Origin of the sequence: Jidongwangia harbinensis, from assembly GCF_020216025.1 — a bacterium.
Lineage (GTDB): Bacteria > Actinomycetota > Actinomycetes > Mycobacteriales > Micromonosporaceae > Actinoplanes > Actinoplanes harbinensis.
Genome location: NZ_JAIWNC010000035.1, coordinates 1 through 16,833 on the forward strand (window position 1 = coordinate 1; position 16,833 = coordinate 16,833).

Below are 16,833 nucleotides of genomic sequence, written 5' to 3' on the forward strand. Positions count from 1 at the left end.
TCTGGAACGTGGGGCGGAGCGGTCCCGCCCCGCCGGGGCCGGGCAGCCCGGGGTGCGCCGCGCCGGCGTGCGCCCGCGGTCGCACGGACCCACCCGAGGACGGTGCCGCTCACCGAGCGGAGCCGGGGTCCGCCCGCCGGCCGTCGAACCGGCGCACCATCCTCCAGGGAGTCCCCATGCCCGTCCTCGGCATCCCGTCCACCGCCCATCCCCGAACCGCCCACCCCCGGGCCGGTCGTTCCCAGACCGCCCGGCGCCGCCGGGCACTCGTCGTCGCCGTGCTGGCCGCCCTGGCCGCCACCGTGACCTACAGCCCGCCCGCCCACGCCGCCGGCGAGACCGTCAACGTCGTGCTCACCACCACCGGTGACGGCGGCCGGACCGTCACCCGAGGCCTGCAGGCGCAGAACCCGACCGCGTTCGCGTCCTCCAGCGCGTCCGCCACGCACACCCTGACCGTCGACGAGAACACCCGCTACCAGCAGTTCGTCGGCGGCGGCGCGTCCATCACGGACACCACCGCCCACCTGTTCCGCGGCGGGGCGATCAGCGCCGCCACCCGGGACGCGGTGATGCGGCGGCTGTTCAGCCCCACCGAGGGCATCGGCCTGTCGTACCTGCGCAACCCGATCGGCGCGTCCGACCTGTCCCGGCCCGGCCACGTGTCGCTCGACGACACCTGCTGCGACCTGAGCGACTTCGGCGCCAACGGCTACGACACCGGCGTGCGGCTGCTCACCCAGCAGGCCCGGCAGCTCAACCCGGCGCTCACCGTCAAGGGTGTGCCGTGGAGCGCGCCGGGCTGGATGAAGGACAACGGCCGGATGGACCAGATGGGCTGGCTGAAGTGGGAGTACTACCCGATGTACGCCCAGTACCTGGTGAAGTACGTGCAGTCGTACGCCGCGGCCGGCGTGCGGATGGACTACATCTCGGTGCAGAACGAGCCGAACTGCTGCCAGGCGGCGAACCCGGCCGCGATGGACTACCCCGGGATGAGCTGGAACCCGGCCGGTCTGGTCGAGTTCACCAAGAACCACGTGTACCCGGCCTTCCGTGCGGCCGGTCTCACCACCAAGGTGCTGGTGCACGACTGGAACTACGGCGACTACGCCACCTTCGGCGCCGCCGTGCTGGCCGACGCGGGCGTGCGCAACGACCCGCTGTTCGGCGGCATCGCCTGGCACGACTACTTCGGTGACCCGGCCGTCGGCACCCAGGTGCACCAGCAGTACCCCGGCGTGCCCCAGCACAACACCGAGCACTCCGGCGGCACCTGGGTGGCCAACCAGCACAACGAGGACATGGGCGACCTGATCGAGCACGCCCGCAACTACAGCAGCGCCGAGGTGAAGTGGAGCCTGGCGCTGAACCAGAACATGGGCCCGCACAACGGCGGCTGCGGCACCTGTACCGGCCTGGTCACGGTGCAGGAGGGCGGGGCGCGGGCCGGTCAGGTCGACAACACCGTCGAGTACTACACGATGGGCCACCTGACCAGGTACGTCCGCCCGGGCGCCACCCGGATCGCCTCCACCACCAACTCGACGGTCCCGAACGTGGCGTACCGCAACGCCGACGGCAGCAAGGCGCTGATCGCGCACAACGGCGGCACCTCGGCGCAGTCGGTGCGGGTGCGGTGGGGGAGCCAGTCGTTCACGTACACGCTGCCGGCCCGCACCTCGGCCACGTTCACCTGGACCGGCACCCAGTCCGGCGGCAGCACGAACCCGCCGGCGGGCGCGTCCGGCGCGGTGGTGAGCGCGGCGAACGACAAGTGCCTCGACGTCACCGGCGGCGCCACCGCGGACGGCACCCTGCCGCAGATGTGGACCTGCTCCGGTGGGCCGAACCAGACGTGGCAGCGCGCCTCCGACGGGACCGTCCGCGCCCTGGGCAAATGCCTGGACGTCCGGGACAACTCCACCGCGGACGGCGCGGTGGTGCACCTGTGGACCTGCCACGACGGTCTGGCGAGCCAGCGGTGGACGTACACCGCCGGACGGGACCTGGTGAACGCGCACTCCGGCAAGTGTCTCGACATCACCGACCACAACCTGGCCGACGGCGCCCGGCTCCAGCAGTGGGCGTGTGCGGGTGGCGCCAACCAGAAGTGGAGCGTGCCCGCCTGACCCCGGGTCACCCCGGTGCCGGCCTCAGGGTCGGCTCCGGGGGTTTCCGGATACGGGACGGCGCCGCTCGCGGTCCAGGATGGACGGACGTCCGCACCCTGGAGGAGGCGCCTTGACCCGCCGTACCGTCGCTGTCGCTCTTGCCCTGCTCACCGCGCTGGGCGGCCTGCCCGCCGCGGCGCGGGCCGCACCCGCGCCCCCGGATCTCGCCTGGGAGGCGTGTCCCGACGACCTGCCGACCGTCCCGCTCGATCCGCTGGACCTGAGGGTGCGGTGCGCCCGGTTCCGGCTGCCGGTGGACTGGGCCCGGCCGCACGGCGCCACGTTCGAGCTGATGGTGGCGCGCCGGACGGCCCGGACCCCGGAACGGCGGGTCGGCACGCTGGTGTTCGGTCCGGGCGGGCCGGGCGACTCGGGGGTGGAGCGGATCCGCAAGGCCGACCGGTTCAGTGACGAGATGCTCGACCGGTTCGACCTGGTCAGCTTCGACCCCCGGACGGTCGCCCGCAGCGCCGCGCCGGACTGCGCGCCGGACCCGGCGCTGGAGAAGCCGCCGCTCCCGCTGACCAGCCAGGCCGACTTCGACGAGGCGGTGGCGTACAACCGGGCGCTGTGGGACCGGTGCCGCCGGGACAACCTGGTCTTCGACCACGCCGACACGCTCAGCACGGTGCGCGACCTGGAGGCGTTGCGGCATGCGCTGGGGGAGCCGCGGCTGACCTTCCACGGCAGTTCCTACGGCACGCTGCTGGGCCAGCAGTACGCCGAGCGGTACCCGGCCCGGGTGCGGGCCGTCGTGCTGGAGAGCGTGTTCGACCACAGCCTCGGCGTGCAGCCGTTCGTCCGCAGCCAGGCGGCCACCCTGCAGGACTCGTTCGACGAGTTCGTGGCCTGGTGCGAGCGGACGCCGGCCGAGTGCGCGATGCCCGGTGGCCGGCACGTGCGAGCGGTCTGGGCCGACGCGCTGGACCGCGCGGACGCCGGCGAGTACGCACCGCGGACCACCTTCGACGTCACCGCGGTGGCCCTGGGCATGCTGAGCCGGCCCCGCTGGCCCGAGCTCGCCGCGGTCATCCGCGACCTGGACGCCGGCATCCGCCCGACGGAGGTGAACCTCTCGCTCGCGGTCGGCACGTTCTGCGCGGACTGGCCGGTCCCGGTGCGCGACTACGCCGAGTACGCCGGCCTGGTCCGCACGGCCGCGGACGCCGCTCCGGACGTGCGCTACGGCGGCGGGTTGCTGGCCGTGCACACCTGCCTGGGCTGGCCGACGCCGGTCCGCAACCCGCCGCACGAGCTGCGCGTGCACACCCGCACCCCGCTGTTGCTGATGAACGCCCGGCACGACCCGCGCACCGGCCACGACTGGGCGGCCAACGTGGCGGCGCAACTGGGCCGGCACGGACGGCTGGTCACCTACGAGGGCTGGGGACACGGTGCGTACCAGCGCAACGCCTGCACGACCGCGGTGGTGGACCGGTACCTGCTGGATCTGACCGTGCCGCCGCCCGGCACGAGCTGCCTGGCGACCTGACCGAGCCATCATGCATTGACACCGATGTATCAAAAACCATCGGGAAGGAGGCCAACCGGACAATAAGTTTCGGAAACCCGGCGGAAATTTCGGCGCTGAATTTCGCGCGATAGTCCGGTCATAACGGGTGGAAACGGTGTCAAGGCTGCCGGTTACGCACGTCGTCGCGCATGGAACACCTTGAATGTTCCGGAAGTGTTTCGTAATCTCAGCGGAACGATGACAACTGCTGGGGAGGACCCGATGCGCGTGTTCCGGGGGCGTGCCGTGACAGCGACGGCGGTGGTCGTCGTGCGCCGTGACGACCGGGGTGTCACGAAGGAGCGACCGGTCCGCCGTAAGCCGGCGCCGCGGCCGGAGCTTCCGGCCGCGGCGTAGCTCGACGATCCGCTGCCCCGCTCCGGCGCGGGTGGCGGGTGACCAGCGCCGCGGCGCCCGGGTCGCTCAGCGGGCCGCGGTCGCCACCGCCGGCTCGGAGACCGGCCGCGCGGTGCGGGCCTTGCGGTTCGGCAGCGACAGCCGGAACACCTTGGCCCAGGCCGAGGCGACCTGCTTGGGCAGCGGGCCGGTGGTGTACGACAGCCCGTACCGCTGGAACAGGTCCTGGATCTTCGGCGCGATCTCGGCGTAGCGGTTGCTCGGCAGGTCGGGGAACAGGTGGTGCTCGATCTGGTGCGACAGGTTGCCGGTCATGATGTGCAGCAGCTTGCTGCCGGAGATGTTGGCCGACCCGAGCATCTGCCGCAGGTACCACTCGCCGCGGGTCTCGCCCTCGATGGACGTCTTCTCGAACGTCTCCACGCCGTTCGGGAAGTGGCCGCACATGATGACCGAGTGGCTCCACAGGTTGCGGATCAGGTTGGCGGTGAACGTGGCCGCGAGGGTGTGCAGGAAGGACGGTCCGGACAGCGCCGGGTGCACGATGTAGTCCTTGAGCACCTGTCGGCCGATCTTCTTGCGTACCTGCTTGACCGCGGCCCGGAACTTGGGGTCCCGGCGGCGCTCCCTGGTCTTCAGGTTGCGGCCGAGTTCCAGGTCGTACGCGGCGATGCCGTACTCGAAGAAGCAGGCGTTGAGGAAGTTGTAGAACGGCTGGCCCAGGTGCGCCGGGTACCACTTCTGGTCCTCGTCGACCCGCATGATGCCGTACCCGAGGTCGTTGTCCCGGCCGATCACGTTCGTGTACGTGTGGTGCAGCTCGTTGTGCGCGTGCTTCCACTGCGCGGCCGGCGAGACGTGGTCCCACTCCCAGGTGGTGGAGTGGATCTTCGGGTCCCGCATCCAGTCCCACTGGCCGTGCAGCACGTTGTGGCCGATCTCCATGTTCTCCAGGATCTTGGCCACGGTCAGGCCGGCGGTGCCGACCAGCCAGGCCGGCGGGAACAGGGAGAACAGCAGGATCGCCCGGCTGCCCAGCTCGAGGCGCCGTTGCACGGCGATCACCCGGCGGATGTACGCGGCGTCGCTCGCCCCGCGGCTGGCCACCACCTCCTCGCGGAGGGCGTCCAGCTCGCGGCCGATGGCCTCGATGTCCTCGGTGCTCAGGTGGGCGATCGGGTTGACGTCCTTGCGCTGCACAGTGGTCATGACATGTCCTCGTCGGTGATGGGAGCGGGGGGAGGCGGGGGAGGACGGCTCAGGCGTCCAGGTGACAGGGGCCGGCGGCGGCCGAGATGCAGGTCTGCACCAGCACGTCGTCCTCCGGCTCGGCGGTGGTGACCTGGCCGTTGCGCAGGTCCCGGACGGCGCCCGAGCGCAGCGGCAGCACGCAGCTGTAGCAGATGCCCATCCGGCAGCCGGACGGCATCAGCACGCCGGCCGCCTCGCCGGCCTCCAGCAGCGGCACGGCGCCGTCGGCCTCGACCACGGTGCCGGAGCGGCCGAACGTGACGGTCCCGCCGTCGCCCACGACCACCACGGCCGGCCGGAAGCGCTCGGTGTGCAGGCGGTCCGCGGCGTCCCCGGCGCGCCAGTGCGCCTCCAGGTCGTCCAGCATCTCGTTCGGGCCGCAGGCCCAGGTGTGCCGCTCGAACAGGTCGGGGACCAGCGCGGCGAGGTCGGCCGGCTTGAGCCGGCCGTCGGTGCGGGTGTGCCGTTCGATCAGCCGGATCCGGCCGTCGGCGGCGAGGGCCCGCAGGTCGGCGCCGAACACCACGTCGGCGTGCGCGGGTGCGGAGTGCACCACCACCACGTCGTCCAGTTCGTGCAGGGCGCTCCGGAGCATGCCCATGACCGGGGTGACGCCGCTGCCGGCGGTGAGGAAGAGGACCTTGGCCGGGCGGGGCCGGGGCAGCACGAACCCGCCGGCCGGCGGGTCCAGGTGCAGCAGCATCCCGGCGCGGGCGTGCCGGACCAGGTGGGTGCTCACGACGCCGCCGGGCACCGCGTTGACGGTGACGCTGATCCGGCCGTCGGGGCTGCCGGGCGGGCTGGTCAGCGAGTACGAACGCCACAGGCGTACCCCGTCGACCTCGACGCCGAGCCGCACGTACTGGCCGGGCTCGTGCCGCTGCCAGCCGCGGCCGGGGCGCAGCACCAGCGTCACGCTGTCGCGGGTCTCCGGCCGGACCGCCTCCACCCGGGCCCGCAACGTGCTGCGGTTGCGCAGCGGGGCCAGGACGTCGAGGTAGTCGGCCGGCACGAGCGGCGTGGTGAGGAGTTCCACCACGTGCCAGGCGCGGGTCCGGAGAGTTCGAGTAACGGCCACATAACAATCATGCTGCGTCGCCGGGACGAAGTCATGACCCGCTCCGGTAAATCGGGGCTTCGTTATTGTTCGCAGAGAACAAACAAGCGCTGTCAAACCTCGGAGGACGCCGTGACCGAGCCGCGCCGCGACATGCGGTTCTTTCATCTCTCCCCGGACGTGGTGGCGCCGTTGCGGAGCGGCCTGCCCGAGGTGGCGGTCCAGACCATCACGGCGATCACCGCGGAGGTGCCGGCGTACACCGAGGCCTTCGCCGGCGAACTCGGCAACAAGATCGAGAAGGCGGTCCGGGCGGCGCTCGGCACGTTCCTGGAGCTGGTCTCCGGCGGTGGCGGCGCCGATCCCGGCTCGCCGCTCGCCCCGGCGCTGGAGGCGGCGTACGCCCTCGGCCGCGGCGAGGCGCGATCCGGCCGCAGCCTGGACGCGCTGCTGGCGGCGTACCGGGTGGGAGCCCGCGTCGCCTGGCGGGAACTGGCCGCGATCAGCGTCCGGAGCGGGCAGGAGGCACCGACCATCGCGCACTTCGCCGAGCTGGTCTTCGCCTACATCGATGAGCTGTCGGCGGCCAGTGTCGCCGGGCACGCGGACGAACTCGAGACCTCCGGCCGGGTCCGGCTGCGTCACCTGGAACGGCTGGCGCAGGCCCTGGTCGCCGGGGACCCGGAACACGTGGTGGTGTCCGCCGCGGAACGGGTGGACTGGCCGGCGCCGCAGACCCTGACCGCGGTGCTGGCGCCGGAACGTTCCGCGCACGGCCTGGCCGACCTGCTCGACGGCCGCACGCTGTACCTGGCCGAGGCCGGCGCGGATCTGCCGGACATGTCGCTGCTGCTGGTGCCGGACGCGCACGGTCCGGCCCGGGCGGTGCTGAAGCGCCGGCTCGGCGGCCACGGCACGGTGGTCGGCCCGGCCCGGCCCTGGTTGCAGGCGCGGACGTCGCTGGAACGGGCGGCGCGGGCGTTCCGGGTCGCCGGGCCGCCGGTGGCCGGCGACGTGCTCGACACCGAGGACCATCTGGTCGCGCTGGTGGTCACGGCCGACTCGCCGGCGCTGGCCGACCTGCGGGCGCAGGCGCTGGCCCCGCTGGCCGGGGAGCGTGAGCCGACGGCCGCCAAGCTGGTCGAGACGCTGCGCAGCTGGCTGCTGCACCAGGGCCGGCGCGAGGAGGTGGCCGCGGACCTGTTCGTCCATCCGCAGACCGTGCGGTACCGGATGGCCCGGCTGCGCGAACTCTACGGCGACCGGCTGCGCGACCCGCACTGGTTGCTGACGCTCACCGTCGCGCTGAGCGTGGCGGAGCGGAGCGGACCGGCGCCCCGGAGCGGCTCGGCGCGGTGACGTGCCGCCCGGCACGGTGTCCGTTGCGCGAAGGTTGCCCGCGCCGTCCCGGTTCTCTTATCTCTCGCTGTCTTGATCCTTAAGGACTCCTGAGGTCCGCGCCCGGCCGCCCCGCCGCGCCGCATAGTGATCATGCGCCGTCCCCCAACGCCGCGAACCGCCCCTGCTGACCGGCCGCCCGACCGCCACGAGGTGACCCACCGATGTCCACTCCCGCCCGGCTGCGCTACACCTTCGTGGCCGGCGCCACGGCCGTGGTGATCGGCGTCGGCTTCACCATGGCCGGCCTCGACCGGCAGTCCCCGGACACCCCGCGGGCCCGGTCGGCCGACCTGCCGCTGGTCACCGGTACCCCGTCGGCACCCGCCGAACCCGGCCCCGACCTCGGCCTGCTGCCGTCCGACGACGAGACCACGCCGGCGGTCCGGCCCCCGAAGCCGGCCGCCACCACCACCCGGCCGGCGACGGTCACCCCGGCCCGCCCCCGGCCGAAGGTCAGCACCACCCGGCCGACGCGGCCGAAACCGAAGCCGCGCCCGGCCGGCTCGACCAGCACGCGGCCGTCGCAGCCCGACACCGCGCCGCCGGCCACCAGCGGGTCCGTCGTCGACCAGGTGCTCGGCCGGATCAACGCGGCCCGGGCCGACGCCGACCTGCCCCGCCTCGCGCTGGACGACGAGTTGTCCCGCGCCGCGGCCCGGCACAACCAGCGGATGATCGACGGTTGCGGGCTCAGCCACCAGTGTTCCGGCGAGGGTGGCATCGGCACCCGGTTCAGCGCCGAGGGCGTGCGGTGGCGTGCGGCCGGCGAGAACATCGGCCTGGCCAGCGCCGGCGGCAGCACCGCCCAGATCGTCGCGGCGGCCAACGGCCTGACCGACGGCATGCTCGCCGAGACCCCGCCGAACGACGGCCACCGCAAGAACCTCCTCAGCCGCGGCTTCGACCGGATCGGGCTGAGCGTGGTGCGCGACGGCAAGGGCACGGTCTGGGTGACCCAGGACTTCGTCGGCTGACCTATCCGCTCAGCCGGGACCGCCAGGCGTGATCCGGGTGCACCCGGCCGAGCGCGTCGTGCAGCCACGCCCGCTGCGCGGCGGTGAGCAACGGCAGGACGCCGTCGAAGTCGGCCTGGTCCTTCGGCCGCCGGGCCTTCGCCTTGAAGAGCAGGACGATCTCGGGTAAGAGGTACGGCACGCCGTCCCCGGTCCGCCGGATGATCTCCTGGTACGGCAACCGGATCGACTCGTCCCGGCGGCAGATCCAGGTGTCGCCGTCGTGCGGTTCGCGGAACACGTCGAACCGCCAGCGCCGCGCCGCCGGGTCGTACGCCCACGACTGGTGCGACTCGCCGGCCAGCGTCTCCGCCGACATCGGAGCCAGCCGCCCCTCGCCCTGCGGCACCCAGAACGCCAGCTCCGGAAAGCGCGGGGGCACCTCCGCGAACGCGCCGGCCGGCAGCGCGAACTCCAGATCCTCGTGCGCCCGGGTCTGCTCGCCGCGGAACAGGTCCAGCGCCCAACCGGCCGCCACACACCACGGGAACGTGACACCGGCCAGCCGCTCCGCCAGCACGCCGGGCGGCCACGGGTCCCAGGCCTCGATGTCGGGATGCATCCGGCCACTCTAGAGGCGGCGGGTCGTAGAGTGCGGCCGTGGCCAACCTCCTGAACCGCATCGTCGGCACGCTCCGCACCGTCGCCCGGCGCAGCGCCGCCCCGTCCGCACCCGCGCCGTCACGCACCACGCCCAGCACGGAGCACCGCCGCCGCCTGGAGTACGCGCCGAACCTGGACGGCGACGCCGACCCCGGCGAGATCGTCTGGACCTGGGTGGCGTACGAGGAAGACCCGGGCCAGGGCAAGGACCGGCCGGTGCTGGTGGTCGGGCGGGACGGCCGTACCCTCCTCGGTCTGATGCTCTCCAGCCAGGGCGACCGCGACGGCCGGCGGCACTGGCTGGCGCTCGGCCCCGGCGCCTGGGACCGCGAACAGCGGCCCAGCTGGGTCCGGCTGGACCGGGTGCTGCAGGTCGACGAGGACGGGATCCGCCGCGAGGGCGCGGTGCTGGACCGGGGCCGCTTCGACCGGATCGCGGCCGCGCTGCGCGACGGCTACGGCTGGGCATGACCCGGAACGGATAGCGTGGGGGCATGGAACGGGACATCATGGTCGGTTTCGGCGGCAAACAGGCCTGGCTGGCGGTCCGGGGCACCGCGGCCGTGCCGGTGCTCGAGGCGCTCGGGCTGCGTGACCTCGGCGAGGTACCGTGGCGCGAAGGCGTCGACCTGGCCTACCTGACCGACGACCGGGTGGCGGTCACGCCGCCGCTGGTCGGGGCCCGGGACACCCGCTGGGTGGTCGCGGCCGGGCGTTACCTGCTGCGTCCGGACACCACGGTCGACGTCGTGGACCTGTCCGCGCGACTGCACACCGAGGTCCAGTTCTTCGCCACCCACCGGGTCACCGAGCTGCACCGCTGGCAGCGCGCCGTGGACGGCGACCTGGTGCGGGCGTTCGGGTACGTGGGCCAGACCGGCGAGGTGACGTCCTGGCACGGCGACCCGGACCCGGCGGAACGCGACGCCGGCCTGCCCGCGGTGTTCGACGAGGGGTCCACCGTGCTGGTGTCCGAGTCCGACGTGCGGAAAGTCGCGAACGCGTGGAGCATCGACCCGACCACCCTGGCCGGCCGGCCCGCGCCCGGACCGATCCACGTCGGCGCCGCCGACTAGGAAGGGGCACCATGCGCAAGTACGTGATCATGGGAGTGCAGGGCAGCGGCAAGGGCACCCAGAGCGCGCTGCTCTGCGGCGACCTGGACCTGGTCCACATCAGCGTCGGCGACCTGTTCCGCTGGCACGTGAAGAACCACACCAAGCTGGGCGCGCAGGTACGCCGGGCGATGACCGCCGGCCACCTGGTCGGCGACGACCTCGTCGAGTCCGTGGTCCGCGGGCGGCTGGACGGGCACGACTGGAACTACGGCTTCGTGGTGGACGGGTTCCCGCGCAACGGGCGGCAGGCCGAGTTCTTCATGGAGAGCTACGACATCGACGCGGTCATCCACCTGGAACTCCCGGACGACGAGGTGCGCCGCCGGGTACTCAGCCGCCGGCTCTGCCCGGAGTGCGGCATGGACTACAACCTGATCGCGGACCGGCCCCAGGTCGACGGGCGCTGCGACATCTGCGGGCACGAGCTGATCACCCGGGCCGACGACACCCCGGAAGCCCTGGACGCACGGTTGCGTGACTACCACGAGAAGACCCGCCCGGTGCTGGAACTGTTCCGGCGCAAGGAGGTCGTGCACGACGTGGACGCCCGCCCGGGCGCGGACGACGTGCAGGCGGCGATCCGCAAGACGCTCGGCCTGCCGTCCTACTCGCCGGTGCCGTGACCGCCGGCCTCAGTCGGCGTCCGCCAGGTGGTAGCCGCGCCGGCTGAGTTCCTTCTCGACGACGGCGCAGACGTGCTCGACGACGGCCACCCGGGCGTACCGCTTGTCGTCACCGGGGACCACCCGCCAGCGGGCGCGAGCCTGGTCGGTCCTCTTGATCATGTCGGTGACGGCGGCCTCGTAGTCGGTCCGCCGTTCCCGGTTGCGCCAGTCCTCGTCGGTGAGCTTCCACGACCGCAGCGGATCGCCGGCCCGGTCCCGGAACCGGCGCAACTGCTCGCCCGGGGAGACGTGCATCCAGAACTTGATGAGAATCGTCCCCTCGGCGACCAGGGTGCGTTCGAACTCGACGATCTCGTCGTAGGCGCGACGCCACTGCTCCTCGGTGGCGAAACCCTCGACCCGTTCCACGAGCACCCGGCCGTACCAGGACCGGTCCAGGACCGCCATCCCGCCCCAGCCGGGCAGGACCGCCCAGAACCGCTGCAGGAAGTGGTGCCGCTTCTCGTCGTACGTGGGTGCGGCGAACTGGGCCACCCGCACGTGGCGCGGATCGAGCGGGGCCACCAGGCGCTTGATCGCACCGCCCTTGCCGGAGGCGTCCCAGCCCTCGAACACCACGCACAGCGGCGGACCGATCTCGTGGTTGCCGAGCTGACCGCCGAGCAGCAGGCGCAGCCGGAGCAGACGTTGCTGTGCGGCCTCCAGCCGGGCCAGCGCGTCCTTCTTCGACAGCTCGGCCGGCGGTGCGGCGGATCCCAGGCGGCTCATCCGATCAGGGTGGCAGAAAACCGGTGCGGTCGCCTCCGAAAGGTGCGGTACCCCCGGTGTCCGGCACCCGCTTGACCGCGATCACCCGCCGGTCGAGACTGATCGGCATTGATGTACCTGAGGTCAGTCTCCACGGGGGAGTTGCACATGAAAGAACTGACAATGGTGCGCGCGCGCCGGATCGCGGTCAGTACCGCGATCGGCGCCGTCGTCGCCACGCTTCTGCTGCCGGGCCCGGCCGCCCAGGCCGTCACCGGGGGTACGCCGGTCGCCGCCGGCGCGGACACGTTCGTGGCCAGTGTCCACCGTGGTGAGGTGTCCTGCTCGGGGGTCCTGGTGGCCCCGGAATGGGTCCTCACCCTGTCCGCCTGCCTCGGTGACGACATCGCCGCCGGCCCGGTCGACGGCGCCACGGCGACGGTCGGGCGCACCGACCTCACCACGGACACCGGACTCCGCACGCCGATCACCCACCTGTCGCCGCACCCGACGCTCGGTGTCGTCCTGGCCCGGCTGGCCACCCCGGCCACCGGGATCGCGCCGGTGCCGCTGGGCGGCGCCCCGGTTGCCGGGGAGACGTTGCGGATCGCCGGGTACGGGCGTACCGACAGTGCCTGGGTGCCCGACCACCTGCGGGCCGCGCCGGTGACGGTGGGTGCGGTGGCGGCCGCCAGCTTCTCGATCACCGCGGCCGGCGGTGGCCCGGCCACCTGCCTCGGCGACGCCGGCGGTCCGGCCCTGCGGGATGCCGACGGGCGGACCACGCTGGTCGGGCTGCACGCGAGCGGCCATCAGGGCGGCTGTCTCGCCGTGGCGGACACCCGCCGGGAGGGCACCGAGATCCGGGCCGACCAGCTGGCCCCATGGCTGGCGCAGCACGTGGCGGTCCCGCAGCCTACCGACGAGATCTCCGCCAACGCGCTGTCCACCGCCAACGTGACCGCGTCGAGCAGCGCGGAGAACTGGGGCTGGCTGCTCTCCGAGATCAACGACGGGGTCCGGGACGCGAGCGGCTGGACGTCGTGGCCGTCCGCGCCGGCGCACACCGAGACGCTGGAGTTCACCCTGGCCCGGGCGACGACCGTCAACCGGGTCGACCTTTACCCGCGTCTCGACCAGCCGGCGGCGCAGAACAATTTCCCGGCGAACTTCGCGGTGGATGTGTGGACCGGTTCGGCGTGGACGACGGTGGCGAGCCGGAGCAACGTGCCGCGCAGTCTGCACGCGGTGCGGGTGCCGTTCCCGGCGGTGTCCACGACCAAGTTGCGGGTGCGGGGCCTGGGTGTGGAGATCATGCAGCTGAACGAGGTGGAGGCGTACCACTCGGCGAACCTCGCGGCGGACGCGGTGTTCACCGCGTCGAGCAGCGCGGAGAACTGGGGCTGGCTGCTCTCCGAGATCAACGACGGGGTCCGGGACGCGAGCGGCTGGACGTCGTGGCCGTCCGCGCCGGCGCACACCGAGACGCTGGAGATGACGTTCCCGGCGGCCCGCGACGTCAACCGGGTCGACCTGTACCCGCGGACCGACCAGCCGGCGGCGCAGAACAACTTCCCGGCGAACTTCGCGGTGGATGTGTGGACCGGTTCGGCGTGGACGACGGTGGCGAGCCGGAGCAACGTGCCGCGCAGTCTGCACGCGGTGCGGGTGCCGTTCCCGGCGGTGTCCACGACCAAGCTCCGGGTGCGGGGCCTGGGCGTGGAGATCATGCAGCTGAACGAGGTGGAGGCGTACCACTCGGCGAACCTCGCGGCGGACGCCGTGTTCACCGCGTCCAGCAGCGCGGAGAACTGGGGCTGGTCCCTGCCCGACATCAACGACGGGGCGCGGGACCAGAACGGCTGGACGTCGTGGCCGTCCGCACCGTCGCACACCGAGACGCTGGAGATGACGTTCCCCGCGGCCCGCGACGTCAACCGGGTCGACCTGTACCCGCGGACCGACCTGCCCGCGGCGCAGAACAACTTCCCGGCCAACGTGACCGTCTCCGCCTGGACCGGCACCGAGTGGCGTCCCGTGGTCACCCGCCGCGGCCTGCCGCGCACCGCCGAGCCGGCCCGGATCGCGTTCCCCACCGTCTCCACCACGAAGCTGCGCATCGCCGGCACCGAGCTGGAACTGATGCAGCTCAGCGAGGTCGAGGCGTACGCGGTGCAGCCGGTCGGGTACCCGGCGCCGACCGGGGCCGGCACACCGTCCATCGTGGAGGCCGGTGACCACCCGGGCGCCGCGGAGATCCTCGCGGCGCACCAGCTGAAGGTGTTCAAGGGCGACGGGCACATCGTCTTCGACTCGGCCCGGCCGTACGGTCGGGGCGGGGAGTGCGCACCCGGCCTGCTGCAGGTGGAGAAACACCTCGACGACGAACCGTACGGCATCTTCTACTGCTTCCGGACCATCGGCTCGAAGGGCCACCTGACGCTGGAGGTGCCCGGCACGTTCGGCGTGCGCGGCGGCTCCGAAGCGGTCACCGCCACCGCCAAGCTGCCGAACGGCACCGTCCTGCCGCCGTACGAGGTGGACGCGGGGGAGCGGGTGGCCGTCGTACCCGGCACCGGCGAGGAACCGCCGCGGGCGATCCTGGTCGAACTCCGCATGGACTAGCGGTCCACGGCACCCGACGGGTCCGGTCCGTCTCGGCGGGCCGGACCCGTTCCGTACGGTCAGCCGGCGTGCTCGGCCGGCGCCCGGGCCACGCCGAGCACCAGCGCTCCGGGGTGGTATACCTTCCGGCACACCGAGGACACCTGGGACGGGTCGAGACAACTCCAGGTGCGGTGGTCATCAGGGAGGGTGGGTGGTCGCGCCCGGCCCACCTGTCGTGGCCGGTGAGCCGTGCGGGACAATTTCGTCCGTGACTCTCGTTGACGACCTGCAGTGGCGCGGACTGATCCAGGACTCGACCGATCCCACCGAGCTGCACAAGGAGCTCGACGGCGGCGCCCTGACGTTCTATGTCGGTTTCGACCCCACCGGGGCCTCGCTGCACGTCGGTCACCTCATGCAGGTGCTCACCGCCCGCCGGCTCCAGCTCGCCGGGCACCGGCCGCTGCTGCTGGTCGGCGGCGCCACCGGGCAGATCGGCGACCCCCGGGAGTCCAGCGAACGCGCGCTGAACCCGCCGGACGTCGTACAGGGCTGGGTCGAGCGGATCCGCTCCCAGCTGTCCCCGTTCGTCACCTACCACGGCGACAACGCGGCCACCCTGGTCAACAACCTGGACTGGACCGGCGCCACCACGGTGATCGAGTTCCTCCGCGACGTCGGCAAGCACTTCCCGGTCAACAAGATGCTGGCCCGCGACGTGGTGCGTAACCGTCTGGAGAGCGGGATCAGCTTCACCGAGTTCAGCTACCAGCTGCTGCAGGCGAACGACTTCTACGAACTGCACCGTCGGCACGCCTGCCGCCTGCAGTTCGGCGGCTCCGACCAGTGGGGCAACATCACCGCCGGCGTCGACTTCGTCCGCCGCCGCGGCGCCGGCCCGGTGCACGCCTTCACCACGCCGCTGGTCCTGAAGGCCGACGGCACCAAGTTCGGCAAGAGCGAAGGCGGCGCCACCTGGCTCGACCCGGCCATGACCTCGCCGTACGCGTTCTACCAGTTCTGGGTCAACGCCGACGACCGCGACGTGACCCGCTACCTGCGCTACTTCAGCTTCAAGCCCCGCGAGGAGATCGAGGAGCTGGAGAAGGCCACCGCCGAACGCCCCCAGGCCCGCCTGGCCCAGCGCGCCCTGGCCGAGGAGATCACCGCGCTGGTACACGGCCCGGAGGAGGCCACCCAGGCGGTCGCGGCCAGCCAGGCGCTGTTCGGGCGCGGTTCGCTGGCCGACCTGTCCGCGGACACGCTGCGGGCCGCCCTCGGCGAGGCCGGACTGGTCGAGGTATGCGGTGAGCTCCCGCCCGTGGCCACGCTGCTGCAGCAGACCGGGCTCGCCAAGAGCGGGGGAGAGGCCCGGCGCACGGTGGCCGAGGGGGGCGCCTACGTGAACAACGAGCGCGTCACGGACGCCGACGCGGTGGTGCCGGAGTCGGCGTTGCTGCACGGGTCGTTCCTGGTGCTGCGGCGGGGGAAGCGGAACTTCGCCGGGGTTGAGTTCGTGCGCTGACACGGGGTGGCGCCGGTCGGGTGGCCGGCAACCAGCCTTACGGTGATCGCCTCGCTGCCGCACACGCCGCCGGCCATACGCCGGGCGTTGTCACTCTCGTGCGGTGACGCGTGGTCCACGGACGCCGGCACTACTGCTTCGCTCGCCTAGATCGGCGCTGCTGCTCCGGGCGAAGGCGCTGTGGCTGCCCTGCACTGGTGTTGCCGTTCACGCATGCAGGCACTGCTCCACTCACCTACGTCGGCGATGGCGCCGGCGTCCGAGTGAGCCGGTGTGACGCAGGTCAACCTCGTCCGGTTTGACGCTGTGTTCACCGGCGACGTAACTTTCTCCCTGCCCCGGAGACGGGACGCCGCGGATCGGAAGATCTGCAGCGTTCGTCCCGAGGCAGGAAGAACCCGGCCACCGCGGACGTTGCGTTCCACGGAGGCAGGACTGGGCGGTGCGGCCGTCGGATTCCCCCCGGGGGACCCCGATTTGGCGACGCGGAACCGACCAGGTAAAGTCTTCCGGGCTGGCAGGGAAACGGGCGAGCAGCGGAGTGATCCGCAGCGGCCGTCCTGCCGAACCCTACGAAATGGACACGACCAAGCGTCGTGCGAATTGTTGTGGGGGCGCTAGCGGAAAACGGACCGATTTGACGGTACGAAATAGCGCGAGTAAAGTTGAACGAGTGCCCCGGGCGCGGGCTGCAGGGTTCTGCGGTTGGTGTCGGGTGTGTGGTTGTTCTTTGAGAACTCAACAGGGTGCTTGATAAGCCAGTGCCAATTGGTATGGCTCGTGCCTTTTTTGGTGCGGGTTGTCTTTGGCAACAGATTGTTTGTTGCTGGGATGATTTTCT

14 protein-coding genes are annotated in these 16,833 nt (G+C 72.2%); 9 read left to right on the forward strand and 5 right to left on the reverse strand.

What is annotated here, in order from left to right; translation table 11 throughout:
- Positions 1-176 precede the first annotated feature (176 nt).
- Together LDL48_RS32995 and LDL48_RS33000 are read left to right on the forward strand one after the other, a co-directional pair.
- Positions 177-2,132 carry a ricin-type beta-trefoil lectin domain protein gene (locus tag LDL48_RS32995; protein WP_225259050.1) on the forward strand — a complete coding sequence of 652 codons (1,956 nt, stop codon included), beginning with the start codon at positions 177-179 and terminating at the stop codon, positions 2,130-2,132.
- Between the two features lie 112 nt (positions 2,133-2,244).
- Positions 2,245-3,666 (forward strand): alpha/beta hydrolase, encoded by a 1,422-nt coding sequence (locus tag LDL48_RS33000; protein ID WP_225259051.1) that lies wholly within the window; start codon positions 2,245-2,247, stop codon positions 3,664-3,666.
- A gap of 444 nt (positions 3,667-4,110) precedes the next feature.
- Here the strand turns inward: LDL48_RS33000 and LDL48_RS33005 are convergent, their stop codons facing one another.
- A complete protein-coding gene (locus LDL48_RS33005; protein WP_225259052.1) occupies positions 4,111-5,253 on the reverse strand; it encodes a fatty acid desaturase family protein in 1,143 nt (380 codons plus the stop codon).
- Between the two features lie 49 nt (positions 5,254-5,302).
- The gene (locus tag LDL48_RS33010; RefSeq protein ID WP_225259053.1) at positions 5,303-6,373 is read right to left on the reverse strand and encodes a ferredoxin reductase; all 1,071 of its coding nucleotides are present in this window, start codon (positions 6,371-6,373) and stop codon (positions 5,303-5,305) included.
- A 132-nt stretch (positions 6,374-6,505) separates the two neighbouring features.
- On the opposite strand from LDL48_RS33010, the gene LDL48_RS33015 reads away from it, so the two are divergent.
- Both LDL48_RS33015 and LDL48_RS33020 read left to right on the forward strand, forming a co-directional pair.
- Positions 6,506-7,711: a PucR family transcriptional regulator gene (locus LDL48_RS33015; RefSeq protein ID WP_225259063.1), complete on the forward strand. Its 1,206-nt coding sequence runs from the start codon at positions 6,506-6,508 to the stop codon at positions 7,709-7,711.
- Positions 7,712-7,914: 203 nt separating this feature from the next.
- Complete coding sequence (locus LDL48_RS33020; RefSeq protein ID WP_225259054.1) at positions 7,915-8,727, forward strand: CAP domain-containing protein; 813 nt, start codon at positions 7,915-7,917, stop codon at positions 8,725-8,727.
- A 1-nt stretch (position 8,728) separates the two neighbouring features.
- Here the strand turns inward: LDL48_RS33020 and LDL48_RS33025 are convergent, their stop codons facing one another.
- On the reverse strand, positions 8,729-9,328 hold the full coding sequence (locus LDL48_RS33025) for a hypothetical protein (protein WP_225259055.1): 600 nt from the start codon (positions 9,326-9,328) through the stop codon (positions 8,729-8,731).
- 38 nt (positions 9,329-9,366) lie between these two features.
- Between LDL48_RS33025 and LDL48_RS33030 the strand changes: the two genes are divergently transcribed.
- Genes LDL48_RS33030 through LDL48_RS33040 form a run of 3 tightly spaced genes read left to right on the forward strand, consistent with a single transcriptional unit; the run spans position 9,367 to position 11,110 of the window.
- On the forward strand, positions 9,367-9,840 hold the full coding sequence (locus tag LDL48_RS33030; RefSeq protein WP_225259056.1) for a type II toxin-antitoxin system PemK/MazF family toxin: 474 nt from the start codon (positions 9,367-9,369) through the stop codon (positions 9,838-9,840).
- A gap of 23 nt (positions 9,841-9,863) precedes the next feature.
- Positions 9,864-10,445: a hypothetical protein gene (locus tag LDL48_RS33035; protein ID WP_225259057.1), complete on the forward strand. Its 582-nt coding sequence runs from the start codon at positions 9,864-9,866 to the stop codon at positions 10,443-10,445.
- An 11-nt stretch (positions 10,446-10,456) separates the two neighbouring features.
- Positions 10,457-11,110, forward strand: coding sequence for an adenylate kinase family protein (locus LDL48_RS33040; protein ID WP_225259058.1), 654 nt, complete (start codon positions 10,457-10,459; stop codon positions 11,108-11,110).
- 9 nt (positions 11,111-11,119) lie between these two features.
- Here LDL48_RS33040 and LDL48_RS33045 read toward each other — a convergent pair whose 3' ends face one another.
- Entirely contained in the window at positions 11,120-11,881 is a 762-nt protein-coding gene (locus LDL48_RS33045) for a polyphosphate kinase 2 family protein (RefSeq protein ID WP_225259059.1), read from the reverse strand.
- A 147-nt stretch (positions 11,882-12,028) separates the two neighbouring features.
- Between LDL48_RS33045 and LDL48_RS33050 the strand changes: the two genes are divergently transcribed.
- Together LDL48_RS33050 and tyrS are read left to right on the forward strand one after the other, a co-directional pair.
- Positions 12,029-14,485: a S1 family peptidase gene (locus LDL48_RS33050; protein WP_225259060.1), complete on the forward strand. Its 2,457-nt coding sequence runs from the start codon at positions 12,029-12,031 to the stop codon at positions 14,483-14,485.
- 250 nt (positions 14,486-14,735) lie between these two features.
- Positions 14,736-15,992, forward strand: a complete 1,257-nt coding sequence (gene tyrS / locus LDL48_RS33055; protein ID WP_225259061.1) for a tyrosine--tRNA ligase — start codon at positions 14,736-14,738, stop codon at positions 15,990-15,992.
- A gap of 617 nt (positions 15,993-16,609) precedes the next feature.
- On the opposite strand, the gene LDL48_RS33060 is transcribed toward tyrS, so the two are convergent.
- The coding region (locus LDL48_RS33060) for a hypothetical protein (RefSeq protein WP_225259062.1) at positions 16,610-16,833 on the reverse strand (224 nt) is incomplete at its 5' end.

Excerpts from the sequence above, each read along its gene's own strand:
- LDL48_RS33020 (WP_225259054.1), top strand. The coding sequence starts at position 7,915 with ATGTCCACTCCCGCCCGGCTGCGCTACACCTTCGTGGCCGGCGCCACG.
- LDL48_RS33015 (WP_225259063.1), top strand. The coding sequence starts at position 6,506 with ATGCGGTTCTTTCATCTCTCCCCGGACGTGGTGGCGCCGTTGCGGAGC.
- LDL48_RS33045 (WP_225259059.1), bottom strand. The coding sequence starts at position 11,881 with ATGAGCCGCCTGGGATCCGCCGCACCGCCGGCCGAGCTGTCGAAGAAG.
- LDL48_RS33025 (WP_225259055.1), bottom strand. The coding sequence starts at position 9,328 with ATGCATCCCGACATCGAGGCCTGGGACCCGTGGCCGCCCGGCGTGCTG.
- LDL48_RS32995 (WP_225259050.1), top strand. The coding sequence starts at position 177 with ATGCCCGTCCTCGGCATCCCGTCCACCGCCCATCCCCGAACCGCCCAC.
- LDL48_RS33050 (WP_225259060.1), top strand. The coding sequence starts at position 12,029 with ATGAAAGAACTGACAATGGTGCGCGCGCGCCGGATCGCGGTCAGTACC.
- LDL48_RS33005 (WP_225259052.1), bottom strand. The coding sequence starts at position 5,253 with ATGACCACTGTGCAGCGCAAGGACGTCAACCCGATCGCCCACCTGAGC.
- LDL48_RS33035 (WP_225259057.1), top strand. The coding sequence starts at position 9,864 with ATGGAACGGGACATCATGGTCGGTTTCGGCGGCAAACAGGCCTGGCTG.
- LDL48_RS33040 (WP_225259058.1), top strand. The coding sequence starts at position 10,457 with ATGCGCAAGTACGTGATCATGGGAGTGCAGGGCAGCGGCAAGGGCACC.